General features: G+C 58.6%; 16 protein-coding genes and 2 pseudogenes. 6 read left to right on the forward strand and 12 right to left on the reverse strand.

Annotated elements, in window-relative coordinates:
• Positions 1-27: 27 nt before the first annotated feature.
• A complete protein-coding gene (locus tag FY112_RS33700; protein WP_246700821.1) occupies positions 28-4,668 on the reverse strand; it encodes a N,N-dimethylformamidase beta subunit family domain-containing protein in 4,641 nt (1,546 codons plus the stop codon).
• 267 nt (positions 4,669-4,935) lie between these two features.
• On the opposite strand from FY112_RS33700, the gene FY112_RS38350 reads away from it, so the two are divergent.
• The 3 genes from FY112_RS38350 to FY112_RS33715 all read left to right on the forward strand — a co-directional run bounded on the left by FY112_RS38350 (position 4,936) and on the right by FY112_RS33715 (position 8,947).
• On the forward strand, positions 4,936-5,181 hold the full coding sequence (locus FY112_RS38350; RefSeq protein WP_231285844.1) for a hypothetical protein: 246 nt from the start codon (positions 4,936-4,938) through the stop codon (positions 5,179-5,181).
• Between the two features lie 697 nt (positions 5,182-5,878).
• Positions 5,879-7,192, forward strand: a complete 1,314-nt coding sequence (locus FY112_RS33705) for a polysaccharide biosynthesis/export family protein (protein WP_077979670.1) — start codon at positions 5,879-5,881, stop codon at positions 7,190-7,192.
• Between the two features lie 246 nt (positions 7,193-7,438).
• A complete protein-coding gene (locus FY112_RS33715) occupies positions 7,439-8,947 on the forward strand; it encodes an O-antigen translocase (RefSeq protein ID WP_017957530.1) in 1,509 nt (502 codons plus the stop codon).
• 73 nt (positions 8,948-9,020) lie between these two features.
• Here the strand turns inward: FY112_RS33715 and FY112_RS33720 are convergent, their stop codons facing one another.
• From FY112_RS33720 to FY112_RS33745, 6 genes are read right to left on the reverse strand one after another with little or no spacing between them, the layout of a single operon-like run.
• Positions 9,021-10,238 (reverse strand): DegT/DnrJ/EryC1/StrS family aminotransferase, encoded by a 1,218-nt coding sequence (locus FY112_RS33720; RefSeq protein WP_151520314.1) that lies wholly within the window; start codon positions 10,236-10,238, stop codon positions 9,021-9,023.
• Positions 10,235-11,209, reverse strand: coding sequence for an NAD-dependent epimerase/dehydratase family protein (locus FY112_RS33725; protein WP_017957532.1), 975 nt, complete (start codon positions 11,207-11,209; stop codon positions 10,235-10,237). Before FY112_RS33725 ends, FY112_RS33720 begins: the two co-directional genes overlap by 4 nt.
• Complete coding sequence (locus tag FY112_RS33730) at positions 11,206-11,925, reverse strand: acyltransferase (RefSeq protein ID WP_020047526.1); 720 nt, start codon at positions 11,923-11,925, stop codon at positions 11,206-11,208. The genes FY112_RS33725 and FY112_RS33730 overlap by 4 nt, the downstream gene beginning before the upstream one ends.
• Positions 11,915-13,018, reverse strand: coding sequence for a DegT/DnrJ/EryC1/StrS family aminotransferase (locus FY112_RS33735; protein ID WP_151520315.1), 1,104 nt, complete (start codon positions 13,016-13,018; stop codon positions 11,915-11,917). The genes FY112_RS33730 and FY112_RS33735 overlap by 11 nt, the downstream gene beginning before the upstream one ends.
• The gene (locus FY112_RS33740) at positions 13,015-14,052 is read right to left on the reverse strand and encodes a Gfo/Idh/MocA family oxidoreductase (RefSeq protein WP_017957535.1); all 1,038 of its coding nucleotides are present in this window, start codon (positions 14,050-14,052) and stop codon (positions 13,015-13,017) included. Before FY112_RS33740 ends, FY112_RS33735 begins: the two co-directional genes overlap by 4 nt.
• Positions 14,052-14,555 carry an acyltransferase gene (locus FY112_RS33745; RefSeq protein WP_017957536.1) on the reverse strand — a complete coding sequence of 168 codons (504 nt, stop codon included), beginning with the start codon at positions 14,553-14,555 and terminating at the stop codon, positions 14,052-14,054. The genes FY112_RS33740 and FY112_RS33745 overlap by 1 nt, the downstream gene beginning before the upstream one ends.
• A 549-nt stretch (positions 14,556-15,104) precedes the next feature.
• Here FY112_RS33745 and FY112_RS33750 point away from each other — a divergent pair.
• Positions 15,105-15,881, forward strand: a complete 777-nt coding sequence (locus tag FY112_RS33750; protein WP_132614741.1) for a response regulator transcription factor — start codon at positions 15,105-15,107, stop codon at positions 15,879-15,881.
• Between the two features lie 172 nt (positions 15,882-16,053).
• Here FY112_RS33750 and FY112_RS33755 read toward each other — a convergent pair whose 3' ends face one another.
• The 4 genes from FY112_RS33755 to FY112_RS33770 are packed head-to-tail and all read right to left on the reverse strand — an operon-like array spanning position 16,054 to position 21,356.
• Positions 16,054-17,895 carry a glycosyltransferase gene (locus FY112_RS33755; protein WP_151520316.1) on the reverse strand — a complete coding sequence of 614 codons (1,842 nt, stop codon included), beginning with the start codon at positions 17,893-17,895 and terminating at the stop codon, positions 16,054-16,056.
• Between the two features lie 4 nt (positions 17,896-17,899).
• Complete coding sequence (locus tag FY112_RS33760) at positions 17,900-18,943, reverse strand: UDP-glucuronic acid decarboxylase family protein (protein ID WP_151520317.1); 1,044 nt, start codon at positions 18,941-18,943, stop codon at positions 17,900-17,902.
• A gap of 45 nt (positions 18,944-18,988) precedes the next feature.
• Positions 18,989-20,482: a sugar transferase gene (locus tag FY112_RS33765; RefSeq protein ID WP_151520354.1), complete on the reverse strand. Its 1,494-nt coding sequence runs from the start codon at positions 20,480-20,482 to the stop codon at positions 18,989-18,991.
• A 7-nt stretch (positions 20,483-20,489) separates the two neighbouring features.
• Positions 20,490-21,356, reverse strand: coding sequence for a WecB/TagA/CpsF family glycosyltransferase (locus FY112_RS33770; protein ID WP_017957541.1), 867 nt, complete (start codon positions 21,354-21,356; stop codon positions 20,490-20,492).
• A 285-nt stretch (positions 21,357-21,641) separates the two neighbouring features.
• Here FY112_RS33770 and FY112_RS33775 point away from each other — a divergent pair.
• Positions 21,642-21,725 (forward strand): annotated as a pseudogene (locus tag FY112_RS33775) (IS5/IS1182 family transposase); the annotation flags it as partial.
• Between the two features lie 301 nt (positions 21,726-22,026).
• Here FY112_RS33775 and FY112_RS33785 read toward each other — a convergent pair.
• Positions 22,027-22,184: pseudogene (locus FY112_RS33785) on the reverse strand (IS6 family transposase); the annotation flags it as partial.
• Positions 22,185-22,615: 431 nt separating this feature from the next.
• Here FY112_RS33785 and FY112_RS33790 point away from each other — a divergent pair.
• On the forward strand, positions 22,616-24,685 hold the full coding sequence (locus tag FY112_RS33790) for a choice-of-anchor Q domain-containing protein (protein WP_131641735.1): 2,070 nt from the start codon (positions 22,616-22,618) through the stop codon (positions 24,683-24,685).
• Positions 24,686-24,821 lie beyond the last annotated feature (136 nt).

Genomic DNA, 24,821 nt, shown 5'->3' on the forward strand with positions numbered 1-24,821 from the left:
AAACCGTCTCTAACCTCGTTCGACGCGTCAAGCTGCGAGCTGCGGCCGGAAGACCACATCGGCATAATAGTTTGCCGAGTCAAAGGTGCTGGTCGGGAAGAGACCTGTGGTGGCAGATCCGCCGTAGGCATAGACGCCATTGCCGCCAGCCGCAGCGCTGGACAGCGCTGACAGCGGACCGTTGCTGACGCCGTTGGCGAAGAAGCCATTGCTCGCCACGTAAGCGCCGGTGGTGTGGTAGGACGCGATATAGGTGGTATTGGCGGCGATGGTGACGGGCGTTGTAAAGTTCACCGTCTGCCAGCCGCTTGCCGTGGTGTTGGAGAAGGTGGCGGTGGCGAGCTTGGTGCCGGTCGTGGTCCACAGATCGACGACGTTCTGTCCGTTGTCGTTGGCGCTGCGGTAGAACTTGATGGCGGTAATATCACCGACGACGTTCGACTGGAACTTGACGCCGACCTCGAGCTGCTGACCGTCGTTGAGGTTCGTCTGGGCCGGTGTGCTGGAGGCGTTAAACAGGCTGTAGGTCGCAGGCGCCACTGTCGCAGTGATATTGAAGGTCTCGTTGGCGGCAAGGCCGCCAAGGTCGGTTGCCGTCACCCTGACGCCGTAGGTGCCTGATGTCGTCGGCGTGCCGCTGAACGTCCGCGTTGTGGCGTTGAAGGCGAGCCAGGCAGGCAGCGCCGTGCCGTCGGCCGCCGTTGCCGCATAGGTGAGGGTCTCGCCGCTGTCGACATCGGTGAAGGTCGTCGTCGGCAGCGTGAACGAGAAGGCAGAGCCGACGGTAGCGTTCTGGGCGGCCGTCTGGACCGCCAGCACCGGCGCGTCGTTGGCGCCATGGATGGTGACGGTCAGGTTTGCCGTGGCGGTGGCACCGGCGGTGTCGCGCATCGTATAGGTAAAGACATCGCTCAGCGTATTGGTCGACTGCCGCAGCGCCTGCACGGCGGCATTGCTCTCGTTGACGGCATAGCTATAGACGCCCGATGCGCTGAGCACGAGACTGCCATAGGTGCCGTTCAGTGCCGTGCCGAGCGTGCCTGATGTAGCGCCGAAGCGGATCGCCGTGACCGCCTTGGTATCACCGGCATCTGCATCGGTGTCGTTGGTCAGCACGTTGCCGCTGGCGACCACGCCGCCCGAACCGTTGGCCACACCACCCTTCTCGGTCGCATCCCCCGCATCGGCAACTGCCGTCGGCGTCGTGTTGCCTGATGTCGACACGGCGATGTTGAAGGTTTCGTTGGCGGCAAGGCCGCCGAGGTCGGTTGCCGTCACCCTGACGCCATAGCTACCTGATGTCGTCGCCGTTCCGGAGAAGATCCTCGTCGAGGCATTGAAGCTCAGCCAGGCAGGCAGCGCCGTGCCGTCGGCAGACGTTGCCGCATAGGCCAGCGTCTCGCCGCTGTCGACATCGGTGAAGGTGGTCGTCGGCAGCGTGAAGGAGAAGGCAGAGCCGACGGTGGCGTTCTGGCTAGCCGTCTGGACCGCCAGCACCGGCGCGTCGTTGGCGCCGTGGATGGTGACGGTCAGGTTTGCCGTGGCGGTGGCGCCGGCCGTGTCACGCATCGTATAGCTGAAGACATCGCTCAGCGTGTTGGTCGACTGCCGCAGCGCCTGCACGGCGGCATTGCTCTCGTTGACGGCATAGCTATAGACGCCCGATGCGCTGAGCACGAGACTGCCATAGGTGCCGTTCAGCGCCGTGCCGAGCGTACCTGATGTAGCGCCGAAGCGGATCGCCGTCACCGCCTTGGTGTCACCGGCATCCGCATCGGTGTCGTTGGTCAGCACGTTGCCGCTGGCAACCACACCGCCCGAACCATTGGCCACGCCACCCTTCTCGGTCGCATTCCCCGCATCGGCAACTGCCGTCGGCGTCGTGTTGGAGGCCGACGGATTGAACATCACATCGACCCAGTAGTTCGTCGACCGGAAGGTGCTTGTGGGGTACAGGCTGGCGCTGCCATAAGTGTACACGCCGTTGCCGGTGGCCGGCGCCGTCAGCGGCCCGCTCGTCACATTGGAGATGAAATAGTCGGCGGTTGTCGAATAGTGACCGGTATTCGTGTGGTAAGACGCGGTGTAGGTTTGTCCGGCCGTCAATGCCACCGGGCTGGTGAAATAGGCGGTCTGCCAGCCGCTGGCGGTCTCGTTGGTGAAGGTGAGGGTCGCAAGCCGTGTACCGGTGCTCGACCATAATGAACCGGTATGCGTGCCCGTATCCTGACTGCCCTTGTAGAAACGAATGCCGGTGATGGTGCCAGCCGCAGAGGTCTGGAATTTGACCCCGAGTTCAACAGCCGAGGTATCGTCGGTGTTGACGACCGCTGGCGTTGCCGAACCGAAGAGAGATGTGTAACTCGGTCCGCTCACGGTGACCGTGCGCCCGGACGAGGGCGTTTCGAGGTTGATATTATCGTCAACGGCGCGGGAGCGGATGGTGTAGCTACCGGCGACCTGCGGCGACCAGGAATAAGTCCAATTCTCATCACCCGTCGCCGGATGCCAGCTCGCCCCGTTGTCGGTGGAAACCTCGACACCGGCGATGACCCCGCCGCCCGTGTCGGCAGCGGTGCCTGTAATCGTCACGGTGGATCCAACGGCCGCCGTCGCGGGTACGGTGATGATGGAGGTCGGTGCAACATTGTCCGTGGAACCGGTTGCGGCAACGAGTCCGGATTGTAGTGTTCCCGGCTGAATGCCCATGTCGGCAAGCAGATTGACCATTGCCTGCTGCACGCGGGGATCAGTGGGGGTCGCCTGATTATCGTGATTGTCGCTCAAGCCCCATGTCCAGTAGACGGTACCGGCGCCGAACACCAATGCACCGCTCGGCGCACGATAGAGCGTCAGATTGTGGGTCGAGGTCGCATTGCCGGTCGTGTTTCCGTAGTCGAGCAAGTAGGTGCTGACCGGAAGCGTCGTCGACGATAGCTTGACAAGACCGGCTGGATCGAAGCCGTTATCGACCGCTTCGTCCCATTCGTAACCAAGATAGTTCTTGGTGAGCGTTGCCGTCTGGCCAGGCTGAAGATTGGCAACGCTGGTATTGCGCCAGAAGCGCAGGTTGGCGTCGTCATAGGGAATAGTGATCGCCTGGAGATTGCTGCCGACATCGTCGACCTTGAACAACTGTCCGGTCAGTGAGTTTTCCGGGTTTCCGCCACCGACGGCGGGTGGGCTGAGGCGCGGATCACGGAATGTGCCTGTCCATTCGTTGGAAGGGTCGATGCTCGCGGTGGGCGAGAATGTCTCCTTGTAGGAGATCAGCGTGCGATAAGGCGTACCGTCGGCGCTATAGGCATTGCCCCAACGGGTGCGCCAATAGACCTCGTTACCGCTCCAGAACATCAGGTTGACGCCCGCATCGCGCGCGGCTTCGACGTTCGTCCTCTGCTGTCCAGACCAGTATTCGTCGTGCCCGGCATCAATATAGGTCTTGTGATTGAGCAACAGGCTGCCATAGCGGTCGGCGTCGACACCCGACAGGTAGGAGACGTCATAGCCGTTCTGTTCCAGCCAATAGATGCCCGCATATTCAGCGCCGAACAGATAATCCTGCGGACCGGCAAAAGTGCCAACCCCGCCACGGGTCGCGATCGGTCTGTTGTAGCTGACCGCATAGGCGCGACCCGCACCCTGCCCCGTCGCCGGGCCGTTGCCGCCATAGAGGTTTGCCCCACCCCAACCGTTGTAAGCTTGCCAGGTCTGGTCTGCCGTCTGGAAGACGATGTCGCTTTGGCTGTCGTCGTCGCGCACGATGAACGGGATATGATTTTGGCCGGAGGTGCCATCCTGACGCACGAGCTTGGCGATATAGACGCCCGATACGGCGTCCTCCGGTGCGGTCCATGAGGCCGACACAGCCCAGTTGCCGGCATCCACCGTGCCGGTCGAGGCGTTGCGCAACGGATTTGGCTGAGTCTGCAATCCGGTATGCTGAATGGTGTCGACCTTGCGGGCGCCCATGCCGCCATAATAGCCGAGCCGGTAGATATCGATCCGGTAGTTGGTGGAATTGGTATTGATCTTGAAGCTGATGGTCTTGCCGTTGTCGACGCTGATGTCGGTCGCAAACCCTTCGATGTTGGAGCTGCCGGCGCCGTCGATGCCCCACTCGCTCTCCGGGTTACCCTGCTTCTGGTTTTCCAGCACGATCAGGTTGTTGGCCGCAGCCGCGGCCGCCAGATTTTGCGTCGTCAACGATCGCTGCGTAGAAGGTGGCGTCGTCACCGAGCCGGAAAGAGTGCCGATACCCTTGGTGGCGGTGCCCGTTCCGATTTCTCCGCCTCCTGGCAACGATCCGTTCAAGATCGTCGAATCCGCCGTCCACGTTGCGGTCCCGCGCCAGCCCGAGAGAGGGGACAGGTTACGATCGAGAAGCGGGTCGCTGGTCGAGGCGCCGATGGCCCGCTTGATCGTCGATACAAAGTCCGGCCCCTCGGTCAGCCTGGTTCCCGGCAATTGACCGTCCTGTTGAAGCACGGCGCCGCCGTGGGCCCAATCGAGAATCCGCGTGGGGGAGGTAAAGTAGCCGCATCCGCACACACCAAAGGGCATGCCAAACGCCAGTGAATCCGCGCCAGTCTGATGCGCAGTCGCCTGCGCTGACGGGCTCGATTCGAGAATGACGACATTGCCCGAGTGAGCACGCTCGCCCGTCACCGCGGCAGATCCTTCTCCCGAAACTCTCGGTGCAGGGCTTTGCGGCAAATACGGAGCCAAAGGATCGTCGCCTATGAGGCTCATTCCAGCGTAGCTGCGATAAAGGGACGATTGCGCCCCGAATGCAACGCCGCGCGCATCCCGCTCGAAACCTGCAAAACCAGGCGTGTGGGCGAACAACCGAGACGCGGCAGTGTTCCCGCTTTGAACCCCGGTCTCGCGATTTGCTGCGAAAGCGTCAGGCAGGGCAGGCAAGGACGGCGCTGGGTGGCTGATATCCACCCCACTGTCCGCGTCGCCGATCACGCCCGCACTCTGTCCAACATCATGCTCATTGAGCGCCGCGTTGTTGTGGGGATTGTCGACAAGCGTACCATCATGCTTGTTTCCATCCGCCGTTTGCACGGATGTCGCAAGTTGAGCACTATCCTCGCGCTTATCGGCAGGCTTGCGAGGCCTTCCCTTTCCGCCGACGGTCAACCATCGGGGAACCAACGAATCCAGCAGGAGTGAGCGTGATGTCCACCGGCGAGCGTTGCGATACATGGCGTGGCCTTCTCTCGCGAGATTGTCGGGATCGAATCTACGGGGATCGTTTGCTACGAAGCCCTGAATGATAGCCCAAAAATAAGCGAGTAGGTCCTACGCCTTTTGCTCTACAGGCGGCATCCTTTGGGCAAACCGCAGTGTTGGCATGGACGACGTGATGGGCGAGACACGCAAGGTGTTCGTTTGGAGGCCTTTTTCTTTGCGCCGACTGATAAGGCGACGCCGCCGGTCAATATCATCGACTTGCAAAATCAACGATCCAAACACGACGGCTCTGCGGCGAGGGATCGCTGTCCTTCGCGGCTAAAGCGCGTCGCGCTTTAGAACTTTACTTTTACGCATGTCGTTAGCGCAAAACCGTTGCACACTTTTGCGCGACATGCTTTAGCGCGCCTCTTCCTGCGCGCATGACCTCGTGGTTTCTCGGGCCGATGCCTCTGTACCGCGCCGAAGGTATATGTTCCTACTCGGTTTAGGCTAAGCCCCCTCCCCCACCTCATCAATAATGATAGGGCGATGCAAACAACCGCCACCTTCCTCAAGGCTTCGCCAGATTGCACACTGGCATTGCGGCTTCGGACCTGGCGCCCGATGCTCGCGTAGCGCCTAAGGCATTGAACCGGTGTCCGTTTAAGGACGCTTTTGCAGGCTGGACATGTAAATGAAGCTATCGTATCGCGTTCTTAACGTGTTCTTTCCGGCGACGCTTGTCATCAGTACACTCGTCTTTCTTGCCGGAGCTGTGCCGCCGGCTCTCGCCGATGACACTGCTTTTGCTCCGCAGACGAAAATCCGTCTGACGATTGTCCAATGGATGCAGTCCAAAGGCCAATATGAAAGATGGGATGCGCTTGGCGGTGAATATACCGTCTCGGATGAAGGCGCTGTCTTTTTGCCCTTTCTTGGATCCGTTTCCGTCGGCAATCGCGATAACACCAGCCTCACGAACGAGATTGCCAAGCGTCTGCAAGAAAAAATCGGATTGGTTCAGCCACCCGCAGTCACGATCGAAATTCTCGAATACCCGCCAATCTATGTCGTCGGAGACGTAACCACGCCTGGGCAGTACAAATTCCGCTCAGGACTTACCGTCCTGCAATCCCTGGCAATGAGCGGCGGCCCGTTCCGCGCCACAAGTCTGCAGCAATCGCAGACGATCAAACTCGCGGGCGAGCTGCGGGAAATCGACCACTCCCTGCTGCGCAGCACTGCCAAATTAGCACGGCTCCAAGCAGAGATGACAGGGGCAAAGGAGATAATTTTCGATCAGACGCTCGGCGTCAATCAGCAATACGCCGCGGGAATATACAACGAGGAACGGGTCATTTTTCAGGCTCGCGCAAATGCGCTGGACAGGCAGTCGAAGGCGCTCACGGAATTGCGTGATCTTTTGAATAGTGAAGTCGGCATGCTGGGCGAGAAGGTGCAGGGCTCGGAGGACAATATCAAATCGATCGAGGACCAGCTGACCAGCGTCAAAACACTGGTTTCGAAAGGCCTCACCGTTTCGTCGCGTCAATTGGATCTGGAACGGTTGCTCACCACCTACCGCTCCGATCGGCTCGACCTTGTCACCGCCATCATGCGGGGCCGTCAGGCGATCAGTGAGACAACGCGAAATCTTGAGGGGCTTTATGATACGCGGCGAAGCGAAGTCGCTTCCGAATTGCAGTCGGAACAGGCAAGTCTCGACCAGCTCAAATTGAAGCGCGAGATGACGCAAAAACTGCTTCTCGATGACCTCGCGACAGGGGGAAGCTCGAATATCACCGACGAGGCGCTCCCGCTGACGTTTACGGTGAGCCGGCGAAGCGAAGGCCAAATCAGGCAGTTCCAGGCCTCCGAGACAACGGCACTGATCCCGGGTGATGTTGTGAGGGTCGTTCGACCCCCCATTGCGGATCGCGTGTCTCAGGCCGCGCCCGCCGACCTGCCGCGTGAAACTGAAACACGCGCCAGTCAGGCAAGCCAGTGACCCGCGAAAAGCATGTATTGCAAACGAACTCGCAGCGGACGATTGACCAGCGCCAAGGCGCTCCGACTACCTGCGCGAGAGAAATTGCTCTTGATACAAGCTGCCATAAACCCGACCAGGTCTTAAATTCGCTTCCTGCCTCAACAGCAATGCCTGTGCCGCGTATCTCCGAAGCGGCGTTGGGCAACATGTCGGCGACATTGCGCCGGAGATCCCGCCCCACAGCATAGCGGCCAAGGACAATTGATGACTTTGCGCATGATCCCAGCCAGTGGGCAGACTTATACCCAGATCCTCAAGTCGACGATGCTGATGGGCGGTTCCTCGCTCGTGAACGTCGCTCTAAGCGTCATTCGTAACAAGGCCCTGGCCGTTCTGCTTGGGCCAGAAGGCGTGGGGCTCATGGGCCTCTACCAGTCAATCGTCGATATCGCGCAAACGGCCGCTGGTCTGGGACTGGGCGGCAGCGGGGTGCGCCAGGTCGCCGAGGCCGCCGGTACCGGCGACGAAGCGAGGATCGCACAGTCGGCGAAAGCGCTAAGACGCATATCGATAATACTCGGCCTGCTTGGCGCGCTCCTTCTTGCAGCGCTGGCATTTCCGGTCTCGGATTTCACCTTCGGCGACTACCAGCACGCCGGTGGCATCGCGCTGCTCTCGCTCGCTGTATTTTTCCGGATAGTGTCGTCCGGGCAGACGGCGTTGATCCAGGGCTTACGTGGCATTGCAAATCTTGCCCGCATCAATGTGCTCGTAGGTTTTTTCAGCACAGTGAGCACTGTCCCGCTGATTTACCTGTTCGGCGCGCAGGCGATCGCACCGTCGGTCGTAGCGATTGCGGCCGTCACAACACTCTCCACCTGGTGGTACAGCAGACGGATAGGCGCACACTCGCCGCGAATGTCGGCTCGCCAATTTGGTCAAGAGTGGGCACCTCTGCTGAGATTCGGCGCCGTGTTCATGGCGAGCGGACTTCTGACCTTCGGCGCGGCCTATGCGATCCGCATCATCGTATTGAAGGACGGGGGCGTGATGGCCGCAGGATTGTATCAGGCGGCCTGGGGGTTGGGCGGTCTCTATGCCGGCTTCATTTTGCAGGCGATGGGAACGGACTTCTATCCGCGCCTGACCACGACTGCGGACAATCACGCCGAATGCAACCGCCTCGTCAATGAACAGATGGAAATCAGCATCCTTCTTGCCGGCCCTGGTCTGCTCGCCACGTTGACGCTGGCGCCGCTCATGATGAGCCTGTTCTATTCTTCGGAGTTTCATGGGGCGGTGGATCTCTTGCGATGGATCTGCCTTGGCATGATGCTCAGGATCATCGCCTGGCCGATGGGTTTCATCATCTTGGCGAAGCGTGCCCAAGCCATTTTCTTCTGGACGGAGGTGGCGGCCACGCTCGTGCATGTAGGGCTGGCATGGCACTTCGTATCGAAGTTCGGTACGCCAGGAGCCGGCATGGCGTTTTTCGGCCTCTACGTCTGGCATAGCATCCTCATTTACGTGATCGTGCGGCGGCTTACCGGCTTCCGCGGGTCCGCAGCCAACCGCAGGCACGTGCTGCTTTTCCTGCCTGCATCGGTGTTGGTATTTTCGGCATTTTGGGTCTTGCCGTTATGGCCGGCGATAGGCATCGGCGCCTTGGCCGTAGCTCTGACGGGGATCTACTCGCTGCGCATGCTGATCCAGCTTCTTCCGCCCGAGATGATGCCCGCAGTGATCAGAGGATGGATCGCGAAATTTGCCTAATAAAAAATGCGCATCGAGGCGATGCGCATTAGGCCCTGCGGCACAACGAGGATTGCATCACGCAATCAGGAAATCATACAAGCGCGATGTCCCGATCGTGCTGTACGGCGGCGGGTATGCTGGCCGCCTCAGCCAATGAGCTTCGAAGTGCTTCGACAACCCTGACGATGTCGAGATCCGTCATCTGAGCATAAAGCGGTAGGATTATCGTTTGCCGCTGCGCTGCCACGCTTCGCTTCAGACTTGTGGCAGCACGATGGGAACTTTGGCCCGAATAGGCCCCCTCCAGATGGATGTTCATCACACCGCGCCGGGTGGATATCCCCTGATCGAGCAGCGCTTGCATGACCGCCCTTTGGTCGACAGCATCAGGCAATCTCACACAAAAGCTCTGCCAGTTGCTGCGAGCCCAGCCGGGCTCGATTGGCAGCGTTAGCCTAGGGATCGTGGACAGGCGCTCTATATACTGCTCGGCAAGCCGCCGGCGCTGCGCAATCAGCTCCGGCAGCCGCCGCAGTTGCACCCGTCCGACCGCCGCCTGAAGGTCAGTCATGCGGTAGTTGTAGCCTAGTTCATCATAGTCTTCAAAGATCACCTGCCTCGAGCCGTGACGGACGGCGTCGGTGACGCTCATGCCATGCTGGCGCCAGAGGCGAAATTTTCGGTCATACTCGGGATTGGCCGTAGTCAACATGCCACCATCACCGGTCGTGACGACCTTACGGGGGTGGAAGGAGAAGCAGGCAATGTCGCCATGCGACTTGCCAATTTTTTCCCAATTTCCATCCCAAAGGATTTCGCTTCCCGTTGCGCACGCCGCATCCTCGATGACCGGTATCGAGAGGCGCTTCCCGATCTCAACGACAGGGCGAAGATCGCAAGGCATGCCGAGCTGATGAACGCACAGGATTGCCTTGGTCCGGGACGTGATTGCCCTTTCGATCAGGCTAGGGTCGATATTGTAACCGTCCGCCTCGATGTCGATAAAGACAGGCACGCCATCGCAGTATCTGATGGCGTTCGCGGTTGCGATGAACGAATGACTGACCGTAATGACTTCATCACCGGCACCGATACCTACCGCCATCAAGGCGAGATGCAGTGCGGTCGTGCAGTTTGAGACGGCGCAGGCATGTGCAGCGCCGACAAAGGCAGCGAATTCACTCTCGAAAGCGGCAACTTCCGGCCCCTGCGTCACCCATCCTGATAGAATAACGCGGCGAACAGCCTCCGCCTCCTCCTCTCCGAGAACGGGCTTGGCAACTGGAACTACAGGTAGCGACGGGCTCATGCAGCTTGGCCTCCTGCCGCATCGGTCTTCATCTTCCACCAGGCGACAAGGTCGCGAAGCCCTTGTTCCATCGATATTTCCGCTTTGAAGCCCAGGAGTTTCTCGGCCTTGCTGATATCGGCAAGACGACGGGTTACGCCGTTTACCGCGCGGGCTTCTTTGTGCTGCGGTTCGAGTGAGACCCCCATGATGCTGCTCAGCATCTGCGCGAGTTCCCGGAGGCTTATTTCCCTACCACTCGCGACATTGAACACTTCATCGGTGACATCGCTCTTCGCAGCCAGCAGGTTGGCCCGGGCGATGTCACGTGCATCGACGAAGTCCATCGTCTGGCTGCCGTCTCCATAGATGAGGGGTGGCATTCCGGTCGCCAGACGCTCCATCCAGCGGATCAGCACTTCGGTATAGGCGCCGTAAACGTCCATTCGCGGCCCGTATACGTTGAAATAGCGCAGCGCCACATAGCGCAGGCCGTACATCTCCGCAAAGCTGCGAAGCAGCCCCTCGTTAAACGTCTTGGCCGCCCCGTAGATCGTCCTGTTATTATAGGGATGATGCGCTTCGGTGGTCGGAAAGCTCTCGGCCAAACCCAGCACAGAGGCAGAAGAGGCAGCGACGACTTTCGACACACCTGCCTTTACGGCAGCTTCGAGAACATTGAACGTGCCTTCGGCCAGTACATCGAAGGCAAGCCGTGGGTCTTCGGCGCATTGCGTGATGCGGATGGCCGCCTGGTGAAAGACGATGTCCACGCCCTCGAAGGTTCTCGCCAACAAGGCTCTGTCACGGATATCTCCTTCAATGATGTTGACGGACCCGCCACCTATTGCCGTGCTGAGATTGTCCCGGCGTCCGCGCACGAAGTTGTCGAGGATGATAATCTCCCGCGGCTTCTCCAATGCGACGAGATCGGCGATATGCGACCCGATCAGGCCGGCTCCGCCGGTAATGAGTACCCGTTGATTTCTCACGATCTTCCTCCATGCGATAAATCCAGCACAGGATCGGCTTCCGTGCGCCAGCGTATGAACTTCGCCGGCACACCCGCCACGACTGAAAACGGTTCGACATCGGAGACAACGACTGCACCCGCTCCGACGATCGCCCCTTTTCCGATGCTCACGCCGGGAAGAATCGTTGCGTTCGTTCCAATATCGGCCCATGCGCCGATGCGGACCGGCTTGATTTCGAGATCGGTGCGAATGATCGGCACATCCACCGGCAGCGCGGTGTGGGTCGAGCCAAGCACCTTGGCGCCAGGGCCCCAGCCGACACAATCCTCGATAACCAGGTCGCGTGCGTCGAAATAAGCCATCGGGCCGATCCAGACATTGTCGCCGATCACGCAAGTGCCGTCGAAGCGGCCCTGGATATAGGCCTGAGCGCCGATGAACACGCCATTGCCGATTTCAAACGTTTCCGGATGTTTGAAACCGGCGCCGCCCGCAACCTGCAGTCCCGTGCCGCAGCTCCGCGCGATCGCTTGCCAGATGGCTTTGCGCATCAGTGTGTCGACGACCCCGTCGCCTGTGGCGAAACGACCATAGAGGTCTATCAGGCCAGCGCGCCCGTATGATTGTCTGAGTTCTTCGACCAACCCAGTTTGGTAGCCAGGATCTGCCGGCCTTTCATGGCGACCATGGACCGCCTGCACCAGTCGAGCCTCGCCGGCGCGGTTAACTGACATAGGCGTACTCCAGCGCGGCGACCACCTGGTCAACGTGTCGTACAGGCATCTCTGGATAGATCGGCAGCGAGAGGACCTCCCGTGCCGCGGCTTCCGAGACCGGGAAATCCCCGGCCTGGTAACCAAGGTCGGCATGGGCTTTCTGCAGATGAACAGGGATGGGATAATGGAGCCCGGACGGAATGCCTTCCGCGCTGAGCAGGCGTTGAAGTCCATCGCGATCACGGCTTCTTATGGCATAGACATGATAGACGTGACGCCGATCGGATGCTTCGACAGGGATCGTCAAAACCGTCGATCCGGCAAGCAGCGAAGAGTAGCGGCGCGCATGCGTGCGACGCGCCTCGGTCCAAGCTTCAAGGTGCCGGAGCTTGACACGCAGGATCGCGCCTTGAATGGCGTCCATGCGATAGTTAAAGCCCTTCAGCAGATGGTGATAGCGCTGCTCCTGACCCCAGTCTCGCAGCATGCGCATCGTCTTGGCCTGATCATCGTCATTGGTAACGACCATACCCCCCTCGCCGCAGGCGCCGAGGTTTTTGCCCGGATAGAAGCTGAAGCAGCCGGATAGGCCGATACTGCCGGCGCGGTGGCCTTTGTATTGCGCGCCATGGGCCTGGCAGGCGTCTTCGATGACGGGTATCCCGTGGCGCTCGGCAATTGCCTTGATCGCGTCCATATCGGCCATTTGACCGTAGAGATGGACGGGAACAATGGCCTTGGTCCGGGGAGTAATCTTTGCCTCGACTTCCGCCGGATCCATCGTGAGTGCCACGGGCTCAACATCGACGAACACGGGCCGTGCGCCCGTGTAGCAGATAGCCGACACGGTTGCGACGAACGTGAATGGCACGGTAATGACCTCATCGCCGGGACCAACGCCCGCCGCAAGCAGGGCAAGATGCAAGGCACTCGTTCCGGTGTTGACGGCTATCGCATGCTTGACGTTGCAATAATCTGCGAATTCCTGCTCGAAATGCGCGACCTCGTCGCCCAATACGTATTGCCCCGAGGCGAGGACGCCGAGCACGGCGGCGTCGATCTCACCCTTGATTGATTGATACTGTGCCTTAATGTCCAGGAACGGGATCATGCGATGCGCCTCGCCTCTTCGAGCTCGATGATGCGACCGCGCTGGGCCAACGACCGGCTTGCTGCTTCCAGAATCCGAACGACGCGCAGGCCGGCATGGCCGTCCGTAATGGGCCGCGAATTCTGCTCGATGCACTCGACGAACTGATCCAGTTCGCGTTTCAGTGCTTCGGTCATATCGAGCTTGGGCGCCCACATGTCGCCGCTGCGGTAGCCGACCATCATCTGATGCACCTTCTCGCCGTAAGCCTGAGAATTGGGGTTCAGGGTGATGCCCTTGTCGTAGACCTTGATTTTTTCGCTGGGCTCCAGATCGTCGTAAACGATCATCTTGTTGCTGCCACCGATCAGCGTGCGGCGCACCTTGACCGGCGCCAGCCAATTGACGTGGATGTGTGCGATGAGCTTGCTTTCGAAGAAGAGCGTCAGGTAGGCGATGTTTTCCGGCTCGCCGAGTACATGGCTCATGCCTGTCGCTGAAACAGCCACCGGCCTTTCCTGCACGACATGGTCCAGGATGGAGAGATCATGGACCGCGAGGTCCCAGATGACGCTGACATCATGCTGAAAGAGCCCCAGATTGACCCGAACCGAGTCATAATAATACATGTCCCCCAAGCCGTTCTCGACCAGTTCACGCATCTTGCGAACGGCGCCGGTATGGACGAAGGTGTGATCCACCGCCAGCACGAGGCGTCGACGTGTGGCCTCTTCGACCATCCGCGAAGCTTCCTCCGTCGTCGATGCCATCGGCTTTTCGACGAAGACATGCTTTCCGGCCATCATAGCCTGCATTGCGAGCTTGAAATGGGTGAAGACCGGCGTCGCGATAGCGATGGCATCCACTCTTGGATCACGCAGCACTTCCTCGAAATCATCGGTGATCGTCACGGCGGGGTAGCGGCTTTTGACAGCCGCCAACCGGTCAACATTGAGATCACAGACAGAAACGAGGTGCGCTCCGGCTGCCTCCGAGATGTTGCGAACCAGATTCGGCCCCCAATATCCATACCCAACAACAGCGATGCCGATCATCACATTCCCTCCAACGCGTGCATGTCGACTGGCCCGTCATTGACACGGCCGATAACCCTGGCTGGAACGCCCGCGACGATGGCGCCATCCGGCACGTCCTTTGTTACAACCGCTCCCGCTCCGACCTGGGCAGCCTCTCCGATCGTCACGCCGGGCAGAATGGTGGCGTTGCTGCCGATCGATGCGTGGCGCTTGACAAGCGTGGGGATGAGAATCCAGTCGGCCTCCGTCTGCAGGCTGCCATCTCGATTGACGGCGCGCGGGTAGGTGTCGTTCGTAAACATGACCCCGTGGCCTATGAACACACCATCTTCCAGGGTCACGCCCTCACAGAGGAAGGAATGGCTGGAGATCTTACAGTCTTCTCCGACGATGACGTTCTTCTGAATCTCGACGAAGGTGCCGATGCGGGTTCCTGCTCCGATCGTGCAGCCGTAGAGATTCACAAGATCTCGATGGTGGATGACGCTGCCTTCACCCAGCTTGACGTTTGATGCAATCATCCCTGCAAACTCCCTACTCCTAACAGGCCCGATTTTCAGTCAAACAAATAATCGTTCGATTGCGTCCAAGGCTTCACACCAACAGGAGAAATACTTCTCTCCATTCCAAAGAGAATTGTTTTCTTCATCTGAGTAAAGAAACAAAACGTTTAAGCTTATCCGCCGAAAGGCGTATCTACTTAAGACGACTTACGCCCTGGTTTATGCCCCTGACCATCATTGGTGGTGGGGTTACCCCCCGCACTCGTCGGCTGCTTACGTCGGAGACAGCGATGGTTTCCATGCATTTAGGGGTTCATCGCCAAACGGCGACGCAACAACAGAGACTATCCCGCAAGCTCTCTAGTAAGACCTAGGTCTATACTCAGGCTTATCTTCAACATCTTATCCATTTATGGAATCTGTGTAGTACTTAGCCTATATTAGCTACTGTAACGCTCGGCGAATTGTGGTATTCGATTCCTACTTTAGAGTTTCCTAAACCCCCGTATTGAGAGGGGTTGGTACTCGGGTCTTAGTTGAGCGTAACGTGTTAGGGGAGGGTAAGCTGTGAATTCAGCACTTATACCGAATTTGGACCTCAGGCAGGAGAACGTAGCTCTTCCCCTCAGGATAGATAATCCGAACACATCTGCCGCGCCGGGAAGACACACGCATTCGCTTGTCATTCTCGATAATCGTGAGCTCGATCGTCAATGCCTGGCGCAATGCATGGCTGCCCAAAAAGCGGATTTGCAGATTTTGGCCTTTGGATCAATTGAGGAGTGGAAGCAGAAGCGCGACGAATATCCTCCGCTTTCGGCAATCCTTTTGAACGTCGGCGGCAAAAAGATCGATGAACCGGCCGTTTCGGAGCAAATCCGGAAGCTTTCGTCGGAATTCGCATCGACGCCACTCATCGTATTGGCCGATAGCGACGATTTCGGTCAAATCGTTAGGGCACTTGAGTACGGAGCCAAAGGGTTCATACCCGCCTCAGTCAGCGTCAGTGTCTGTATGGAGCTGATCGCGCTGTCGGTGGCAGGAGGAATTTTTGTGCCTGCAAGCGCTCTGTTCGCCATGCGTCACTTGCTGGACTCGAGCAATTCGACCGCACGCCCGCTAGCCGGCATATTCACGGATCGTCAAGTCGAAGTCGTGGAGGCGCTCCGACGCGGAAAGGCAAACAAAATTATCGCTTATGAGCTCAACCTGCGAGAAAGCACTGTAAAGGTGCATGTTCGCAATATTATGAAAAAGGTCAAAGCGACGAACAGAACGGAAGTCGTGTTCAAGCTCAACGATCTTTTTCTTTCGGGCGGCTCTGCGACAAACAGCCTGTGCTGATGCGTCGGCCGATCAGATCTTGCATCGCATCACGAGCGCATTCTCGCTCTAAACATGCTCGGTGGCTGCGCGACAAATACGCCACCGAGTCCCCGATTGCATCTTCAGCCTCACCGGAGAAGTTTGTCATGCACGCCTCTCCAGGTGAGGCTGTCTGCATGTGCGCTCACAGCTAATTGCCGGTGCCCATTGGAAGCCTGGAAAGCGCCGTTCGGATCCTGCGCAACGGGCCTCTCCGCGAATGGGGGACCAGACGCCGCGCAAGATGCCAGAAGTATCGGAACTCAGGCAGCGGCGGTACATTCGGCCTCAGGCCATTCAGGCGCAGTCTGACCATCAGGCCATCGGCGCCTGAATATAGTCGCAGACGCCAACCAGCATCACGTTTGAAGTGTAGAAATGTTACTTTCTCGCCGGCGCCGCTTCGGCCGACGGGAGCGTGACGAAGAACATTTGCAAGATCTGGCTGCTGACACCGCTCAAGAATATCGGAGAACCATGCAAGCCAATCGGAATCGCTCCGATCGGGAAGCTGATGAATGCTTTTTCGATCGCTGCCATACCGTCCCGAGACGACCCCATCGCCTGAGCGACCGAGTTGCGCGATGACGAGGCGCGCGCGCCTGAATTCGTCGTGGGATAGAGATGGATAGAAATCTTGCAGCCTCCGCGCCCGCTCAAACTGGCCTCTGCAGATCAAAGCGAGAAGGAAGTACGCCCACTCGACCGGATCCGGGTTGAGTGCCCCATATTCGGTCATGGTCACCTTGACTAGGTCCACCAGAAGGTCATAGGCGCGCTCGGCGTCGCCCTCCTGCAACGCACAAATGGCAAGGCGGAATTTAGCTTCGGGGAGGTACGATACATAATCCAGGCAGCGTGCGTAGCAGTGCTTCGCCTCCTCCACCCTGCCCTGCTCGAGAAGCAGGTCGCCCTGCTTCAGTAAAGCGCGATCGCTCGCTTCCCCCACGATATGGATGCTCTCTTGCTTGGAGATCCGCGGGACCTTTGTAAGATCGCCGAACGGGCCGGACTGGATGATCTTTTCGCCGAACTGCAGGCCCTTGTTCAGCATGAACCACTGATATATTTGCGGCCTGTGGATCAGTGTATGACGCGCATGGATCAAACTGTAACCTGCTGTCGTGATACGCCGTATTTCGTCGGGGTGGGCAAAAAGGTAATCCAGTCGCTCGACGACGTTGCGCCCGTCAACAAAGACACAGTTCTCCATGTCGACAAAGCCGGCTGCCTCCACGGCTGCCGTGCGTTCCGTCACGAGACAGGCCTTTGCCCCGGGAATCTCAAAATGCTTGCGCACGACCTCGCCGCCCATAGTGCCGCATGTGGGGACGATGAGGCTCGCGTTGAGCGCGCGCGCATAAGCCTCTCCAGACAGGAGCTGGGAAGCTAGCTTGCTCTCATAGGCGTGTTGCGGCGAGACCAGGCAGGGGTAACGGTCGCGGATTATCGGAAAGACCGTCTGTCGCCAGGGATAAAGGCCGTAGGCCTGACCTGTGAGCATGGCCGGGATGACCTTTTGCTGGCCATAGTCGTGGTAGACTTCGGGATCGATGAAATTTGGCCAGACGAACAGATTCTCCTTCACCGCCGGCATATATTCCGGAGCCATCGTTGCGATCGCGAAATACGCCTCGATGCCCCACTGCTCCATATCGGAAAGGAAGCCCGCGCGTCGATCGCACCATGCGTCGGCGTTATGAAGGCCAAGCTTGGGAACGGCGATATGGGTATTGGTGTTGGTGATTTTTATCCGACGCGAGCCATGCGACCGATAACCGCTTTCAAACAGCGTCAGATCCGGTTCGTACCTGGCGCATATCTCTGCATAATCGCAGTCGCGGTTAATGACGACGACATCGAAATGTGTTGCGAGGCATTTGACCTGCTGCTGCATGTGCAGCAGCAGGTAACCGGCCGCGTTCGCATTGGGCTGATGGTCCCATTGAAAAAAAACGAGCCGCGGTTTTCGATCATCAACGGTGCTATTCATGTCCCTATCGAATGGCTTCAGGAGCAGTGAGTTCGACGTTCGCAGCCGCCAGATGCGGATAAGCCTCTTGCGAGGACTGGGTGCCAAGCCTGTTCCTTACACCGCCGGAAAGCTTCCACTCGAAATAAGCGATCGTTCTCTCAAGCCCCTCACGAAGGTTCACCTTCGGCTGCCAGCCGAGTTCTTGCGTTGCGCGGCTGATATCGGGCTTGCGCTGTGTCGGATCGTCAACTGGCAGATCCTTGAAGACGATGCCGGACTTCGATCCGGTCATTTCGACCACCATTTCTGCCAATTCACGGACCTGGAATTCTCCGGGGTTGCCGAGATTGATGGGGCCTGTAACCCCAGCGGGCGCCGCCATCAGACGGATAAAGCCGTCGATCAGGTCGTCCACATAGCAGAACGATCGTGTTTGCCTGCCGTTGCCAAAGATGGTGATCGGCTCGTTTCGAAGCGCCTGAACGATGAAATTGGAGACGACGCGGCCGTCATTGGTCTGCATGCGCGGCCCGTAGGTATTGAAGATCCGCGCCACCCGAATTTCCACGCCATATTGACGATGATAGTCGAAGAACAGCGTCTCTGCGCACCGCTTGCCTTCGTCATAACATGCCCGCGGGCCTATGGGATTGACGCTGCCCCGATACTCCTCCGGCTGCGGGTGGACTGCCGGATCGCCATAAACTTCGCTCGTGGATGCCTGGAAGATCTTCGCCTTGGTGCGTTTGGCCAGGCCGAGCATATTGATGGCCCCGTGCACATTGGTCTTCACGGTCTGCACGGGATCGAATTGATAGTGGACCGGAGATGCCGGGCAGGCGAGGTTGTAAATCTCGTCGACCTCCACATAAAGCGGGAAGGTGATGTCGTGACGAAGAATCTCAAAGCGGGGATCGTCGAGAAGGTGCAGTACATTGTCGCGCGAACCGGTGTAGTAATTGTCCACGCAGAGAACGTCATTGCCCTCTCGCAAAAGTCTTTCGCACAGGAATGATCCCAGAAATCCGGTGCCGCCGGTTACCATAACTCGCTTTTGTCCGTGCATTAGTGTGCTCCGTTGTTGACGGTTGCCTCGCGGAAGCGAGGATGGTTAGTAGGCTCCCCTGCGTTTGAACACCGCAGGGATTGTGCTGAGAAGAATTTGGCAATCGAGCCACAGGGACCGGTTGTCGATGTAGAACTCGTCGAGTTGCTGCTGCAGTTCGATATCCGCATTGCTTCGTTCGGATATCTGCCAGAGGCCCGTCAGCCCCGGTGTTACTGAACGCCGCTTGTCACGAAATTCGCTATCCATCGCTGAGAGGTGATATTCTGGAAACGGACGCGGTCCGACGATGGCCATCTGCCCCGCAATGATGTTTGCCAATTGCGGCAGCTCGTCGATGCTCGAAGAGCGCAGCATATGTCCTATAACCGGAAGGACGCGCGGATCGTCCTTGAGCTTGAAATGGCTCAACCACTCGGCGCGCATGTTAGGGTCATCTCGGAAGACTGCTTCGAGGCGCTGCTCTGCATCCTGATACATCGTCCTCAATTTGAGGACGTGCACCGGCTTGCCGGACCGCCCCTCCCTGGTGTGCCGGAAGAAGACAGGGCCTGGATCAATGGCATAGATTGCAGCCGCTGCAAACGCGATGAATGGGGCGACGACAATCGATGCAGGGATGGCGATTGCGAGATCGAGGATCCGGCGAACCAAGTCCGAGTTGATTGAACTCCCACTGTTGATAAGGCGAATACCGATCTCTCCGCCGACATCCGCAGGTCGCAATCCGCTTACCTTGAGGCTCGGCGTATCGGACAGCAAAATAACTTCGGCGAACTTCCGACGCATCGCCGCCAAATCGGATGCAAGCGCGCCTGTGGCGCCCGCAATCACGGCAATGGATGGCCCGCCATCGGGCAATGCCTCCAAACTATCGAGGGAGATGGCCTCCGGCCTGATGCCATACTGCCAGTGGCTCTTGAAATGCGCCACGAGAGCGGGAGTAAGGTCGCCTCCCCCCATGACAACCGCGCGCTCCCCCCAGATTCCAAGTTTCCAGCACAGGCTCCGTGCAAGCCAATGCCCAAATGGCTGAACAATCAGCCCGAGAGCGAGGAACCCAATGACGGCAAGCAGCAGTCGTTCCCCCTCCGGCAGGATAATTGCTCCAAACGCCGCCAGGACAGCCACCTTGACGCCAGCGACAGTGCGCCGCCGCAGATGTTCATGGTCATGCAACCGATACCCAGGATAGAGGCCGGCCGATGTGTAAAGAATAATCGCGGCGAATGCTGCGATCGTGAACGTACGCTCCGCCAGCGTGCCCTCCAAACCACTGGGGAAAAAGGACAGGACAACAAAGTAGGCAACCAAATAGCTTGCAATGTCGCCGGCGACCAGGAAGGACGAGGTTGCAAGCCGAGGAAGCCGACTCCGTAGTGCGACGGGCATATACAGCCCTGCCCGGTCAAAGGGATCGGCGGTCTTAGCTGCTATGGGCGGCACGGAACCTGCCGCAATCGCCCGCGACGTCATGTCATTTGAGGTGGCTGCCTTCGGCGGCCTCGGTGTCATTGCTGGCGACGCAAATAAGGACATGATGGCTTTACACCTTTGCAGCTGCTTCTTTTGGCGCGCTTGGTCCAAAAACCGCGTCTTCGATCGGAAACTTTCGAAGCCCCAGTCTCTGGAATGCCGTCAGTGAGATGAACGTCGGCACGACGACCGCATAGCGCCGCCACAGCCGTCGCGGCTCGCATAAAAGACGAAACGCCCATTCGAAGCCGCTTCTTTGAATGATCCTTGGAGCCTGCCGCTTGAGGCCGGCGTGGAAATCGAATGCGGCTCCGACACCGATGAGCATCGATGCTTCCAGACGATCGCGCATGCGCGCCATCCAGAGTTCCTGCTTTGGACTGCTCAGCCCGACCCAGATGATATCGGCGCCCGATCGATTGAGCTGGTCAGCAATCTCCGTTTCCTCCCGCGGCGACAGTTTGCGAAAAGGTGGCGCATAGGAGCCGACGATCCGAGCTTGCGGAAATTTTGCGAGAAGGCGCGCCTGCAGCTGTTCGAGCGTTTCGGCCGTTGCGCCATAAAGGAAGTGGCGCAAGCCCTTGGAGCTGCCGGCATCGAAAACGGATAACATCAGGTCAGGTCCATAGACCCTGTCGCTTTCCGCATGACCGGCACGCTTCAATGCCCATACCAACGGCATGCCGTCGGGTGTTACGAGGAAAGCCCGGTTATGTATCGACCGGAGCTCGGGATCATCTTGACACCGGACCACGCCGTGCGCGTCGCGAACGCACACATATTCCTTCCTGCCGTCTTCGATCGCTTTTTGAATAAATCCGGTGGCACTCTTGAGATTAACTGCCGAAATGCGAACACCAAGGACATTAATACATTCCAAAGAACTCGTTTGGTTGAGAACTGAATCTTGGCTTCTGTCTGCTGATTGCTTTCTCATGACCTACGCTTTCGCGATCTAAACTGTCATCAGAATATGCTGCCAAGACGATTGCCTCCATACTTGCGTCTCTAACTATTGGACGTAGAAGAGACTTCATGTTTCTACGTCTTACGCCGAGATAGGTTACATATTCGAAGTAAGGCGATGTACCCCAGCTGCTTGCCAGGCTGCTCTTTTTGATGAGCGCTGTCCCGAAAGAGCGGTTTGACCTCGGCAAAGCCGAACGCGGCTCGCCATCGCGCCAAAGCGCAACCGAAAGTGCAGCGCGCCCGCGACGCAGACCTCTACAAGGAGCGCAAGTGCATCGAGCGCTTCTTCAGCAAGCTCAAACAGTTTCGACGCGCCGCAACCCGATACGACAAACTGCTCGTGAACGTCATGGGATTGGCCAAGCTCGCCGCCATCACCGTTGCCATCCGAGTTAAACAGTTGTCCCCTGTCCGTTTACTGCGACCGGGGCAACTCATAGTCTGCGGCAGAACCGTCGATATGCTTCTTTACAACGCGGCGAGAAAAACCAGGGACCCTGCGGGGCGGCACGCTTATGAGATGAATATGGTGCATGCATCTTGCACACCGGATCGATCCAAGCCGGGTCAGCCGACGGAGCAAGCTGGATTTCATAAAGAGGACTTCCCCGCCACCGTTCCGAGGTCTCGCACCAGCGGCCGAACTTGGTCGCCCACTCAGACACGGCCTGGAACGAGACATCGATATCACGCTCGGCAAGCAGATTGTCGACATCAGCGGAAACGGAAGGTGTAGTCACACCGCATGCCAGACGATCTCGGCGGGAAAGCGGTGGCGCTTGAAATGCTGGGCAATGGGTTGGCCGAATCGATACGGTCGACCTCCCCATTACCATCTCGATCAGCATCAATCGTAAGGCGATGCTGCCCAAAAAATTGCCGAATTCAGAAAAAAATGTCGATTCCGCATTTGGCGGGAGCAATCCAGCCACGCCCATCAGATTTTTCTAAAGTTTTCAATGGATGCATATCGCTCTGGTTGCAGAAAGAATAACTCCCGGCAAGCGAGATATTAATACTGCCACATTTTGGGCGACTCCAAATTCACCAAATATTTCAAAACGTAACTTTGGATCGATTCGGATATTGTGGCAGCAATAAGGCTATGCTTCTCAAGCACTTACTGTTGCGTTGCTGTTGCGCCCTCAAAAATGTCACCCTATAACCTGCCGCCGTAACGCTGGATTAACCACAAATATTAACGGGCGGGGGTTGAGGAACAAGACCATGACAACATATTACGTAGCGACAACTGGCAGCAGCGGCGGTAACGGCAGTACCTCCTCTCCCTTCCGCACGATCAGCGAGGCGATGTCGGCGAACCTAAGACCCGGCGACGAGGTCGTGGTGAAGGCGGGGACCTACAACGAAGCTATTAACATCGACACGGACGGCTCGGCGGCAGCCGACATCACGCTGCGCTCGGAAGTGCCCGGCGGGGCGCTGATCCGGCCGCCCGCGGGCTCGTGGAACGCGATCAGTGTCAACGCCAACTACGTGACAATCGACGGCTTTGACATCGGCGGCGCCAAAGGCGACGGCATCGAAGCGAACAATGCCCACCACGTCCAGATCCTCAACAACAAGGTCCACGGCAGCGGCGAGTCGGGCATCCAGTTCAACCAGTCGGACTTCATTCGCATCGAAGGCAACGAGACCTACAACAACGCGTCGACGGGCTGGTTCTCGGGCATCTCGATCTACCAGAACCGGAACATCACCGGCGATACCTCGACCGACGGCTACCGGACGATCGTGCGGGACAACATCTCGCACGATAACGTCACCAAGTCGGGTGAGCACACCGACGGCAACGGCATCATCATCGACGATTTCCAGAGCACGCAGACGAGCGGTCATCCGAACTACACGTTCAAGACCCTGGTCGACAATAACCTCGTCTACGAGAACGGCGGCAAAGGCATCCAGGTTACCTGGAGCGACTCCGTCACGGTGAAAAACAACACCGCATACCACAACAATCAGGACCCGGCGAACAGCGGCACCTGGCGCGGTGAGCTCAGCAACTCGGCGTCGAGCAACAACATCTGGGCCAACAACATCGCCGTAGCGGACCCATCGGTGAACAAGAACAACACTGCGATCGATAACACGTCGACCGACAGCTACACCAACAACAACGTCGTCTGGGCCAACAACATCACCTACAACGGCACGGCCGGCCAGGCATCGGTCAAGACCGACGGCGGCAACGCGATGCCGAGCGCGGCGAACGGCAACAAGCTCGGCGTCGACCCCAAATTTTCGGGGGCAGCGAGCGACAACTTCCACCTCGGCTCCGGCTCGGCGGCAATCGACAGCGGAACCGCCAAGTACGGCGTCGGGTCGGTCGATCTGGACGGCCACGCTCGCGTCGTTGGAACTGTCGACATGGGTGCCTACGAATCGGGCTCCAGCTCGACACCGGGAACGCCAACCACGCCAACACAACCGGGTACGCCAACCGCGCCGACGCAACCAGAAACGCCAACCACGCCAACGCAACCGGAAACGCCGACCACACCGACCACGCCGACGAAGGTATTCACCGGCACCAACGGCAATGACATCCTGCCACATACCGGTCAGTCCAACGGCGGCAACGAAACCTTCAAGGGTCTCGGCGGTAGTGACGTGTTGAAGGGCGGCGCCGGCGCGGATGTGCTCGACGGCGGTTATGGCACCGACACGGCCAGCTATGCGGGCTCCGGTGCGGTCAGCGTCAATTTGGCGACCAAGGCCGCAGCGGGCGGGCAGGCCACCGGTGACAAGATCGCCAGCATCGAAAACTTGACTGGCTCCAGCTACAGCGACGTGCTGACCGGCGGCAATGGCGGCAGCAACGTTCTCAATGGCGGGGCTGGGGCGGACAAGCTGGATGGCGGCGCCGGCGGGGACGTCATCATCGGTGGCGCCGGAAAAGACATCATGACCGGTGGCGTCAGCACCGGTGGCGTCAGCGCGGATACGTTTGTCTTCAAAGCACCGACGGAAGCCGGGTCTGGCTCGAACCGCGACATCATCACCGACTTCCAGCATGGCGTCGATAAGATCGACATCGCGGCGATAGATGCGAATGGTTCTGGGCTGGGCAATGGAACCTTCCATTTCCAGGCGCAGGAGAATGCCTTGTTCGACCATAAGGCTGGCGCGCTCGCCTGGCACTATGACGACCAGGCTGGATCCGCGAACGACGCTACCGTTATCCAGGGCGACCTGAACGGCGACGGCGTTCATGATTTCGAGGTTCAGCTGAAGGGCCTCGTCCACGTGGGCGCAGGCGATTTTCTCCTGTAACTATTACTTGTTGCGGCGGTCGTCCGATCGCCGCAACAATCGTGCTGGGCGAGTTTCCTCATCTCGATCCAGCGGTAATAGCGCCGCTTCACCGAGCGATAGTCGCCAAGCCGCTCGGGCAGATCTCGCCGGTGCG

The sequence above is a fragment of the Rhizobium sp. PEPV16 genome (assembly GCF_008919455.1).
In the GTDB taxonomy this organism is placed as follows: Bacteria; Pseudomonadota; Alphaproteobacteria; order Rhizobiales; family Rhizobiaceae; genus Rhizobium; species Rhizobium leguminosarum_Q.

Bases quoted from the DNA above. Each gene is read 5' to 3' on its own strand.
- FY112_RS33735 (WP_151520315.1), bottom strand. From the start codon at position 13,018: ATGATCCCGTTCCTGGACATTAAGGCACAGTATCAATCAATCAAGGGT.
- FY112_RS33745 (WP_017957536.1), bottom strand. From the start codon at position 14,555: ATGATTGCATCAAACGTCAAGCTGGGTGAAGGCAGCGTCATCCACCAT.
- FY112_RS33760 (WP_151520317.1), bottom strand. From the start codon at position 18,943: ATGCACGGACAAAAGCGAGTTATGGTAACCGGCGGCACCGGATTTCTG.
- FY112_RS33755 (WP_151520316.1), bottom strand. From the start codon at position 17,895: ATGAATAGCACCGTTGATGATCGAAAACCGCGGCTCGTTTTTTTTCAA.
- FY112_RS33715 (WP_017957530.1), top strand. From the start codon at position 7,439: ATGACTTTGCGCATGATCCCAGCCAGTGGGCAGACTTATACCCAGATC.
- FY112_RS33740 (WP_017957535.1), bottom strand. From the start codon at position 14,052: ATGATCGGCATCGCTGTTGTTGGGTATGGATATTGGGGGCCGAATCTG.
- FY112_RS33790 (WP_131641735.1), top strand. From the start codon at position 22,616: ATGACAACATATTACGTAGCGACAACTGGCAGCAGCGGCGGTAACGGC.
- FY112_RS33705 (WP_077979670.1), top strand. From the start codon at position 5,879: ATGAAGCTATCGTATCGCGTTCTTAACGTGTTCTTTCCGGCGACGCTT.
- FY112_RS33720 (WP_151520314.1), bottom strand. From the start codon at position 10,238: ATGAGCCCGTCGCTACCTGTAGTTCCAGTTGCCAAGCCCGTTCTCGGA.
- FY112_RS33770 (WP_017957541.1), bottom strand. From the start codon at position 21,356: ATGAGAAAGCAATCAGCAGACAGAAGCCAAGATTCAGTTCTCAACCAA.
- FY112_RS33765 (WP_151520354.1), bottom strand. From the start codon at position 20,482: ATGTCCTTATTTGCGTCGCCAGCAATGACACCGAGGCCGCCGAAGGCA.
- FY112_RS33730 (WP_020047526.1), bottom strand. From the start codon at position 11,925: ATGTCAGTTAACCGCGCCGGCGAGGCTCGACTGGTGCAGGCGGTCCAT.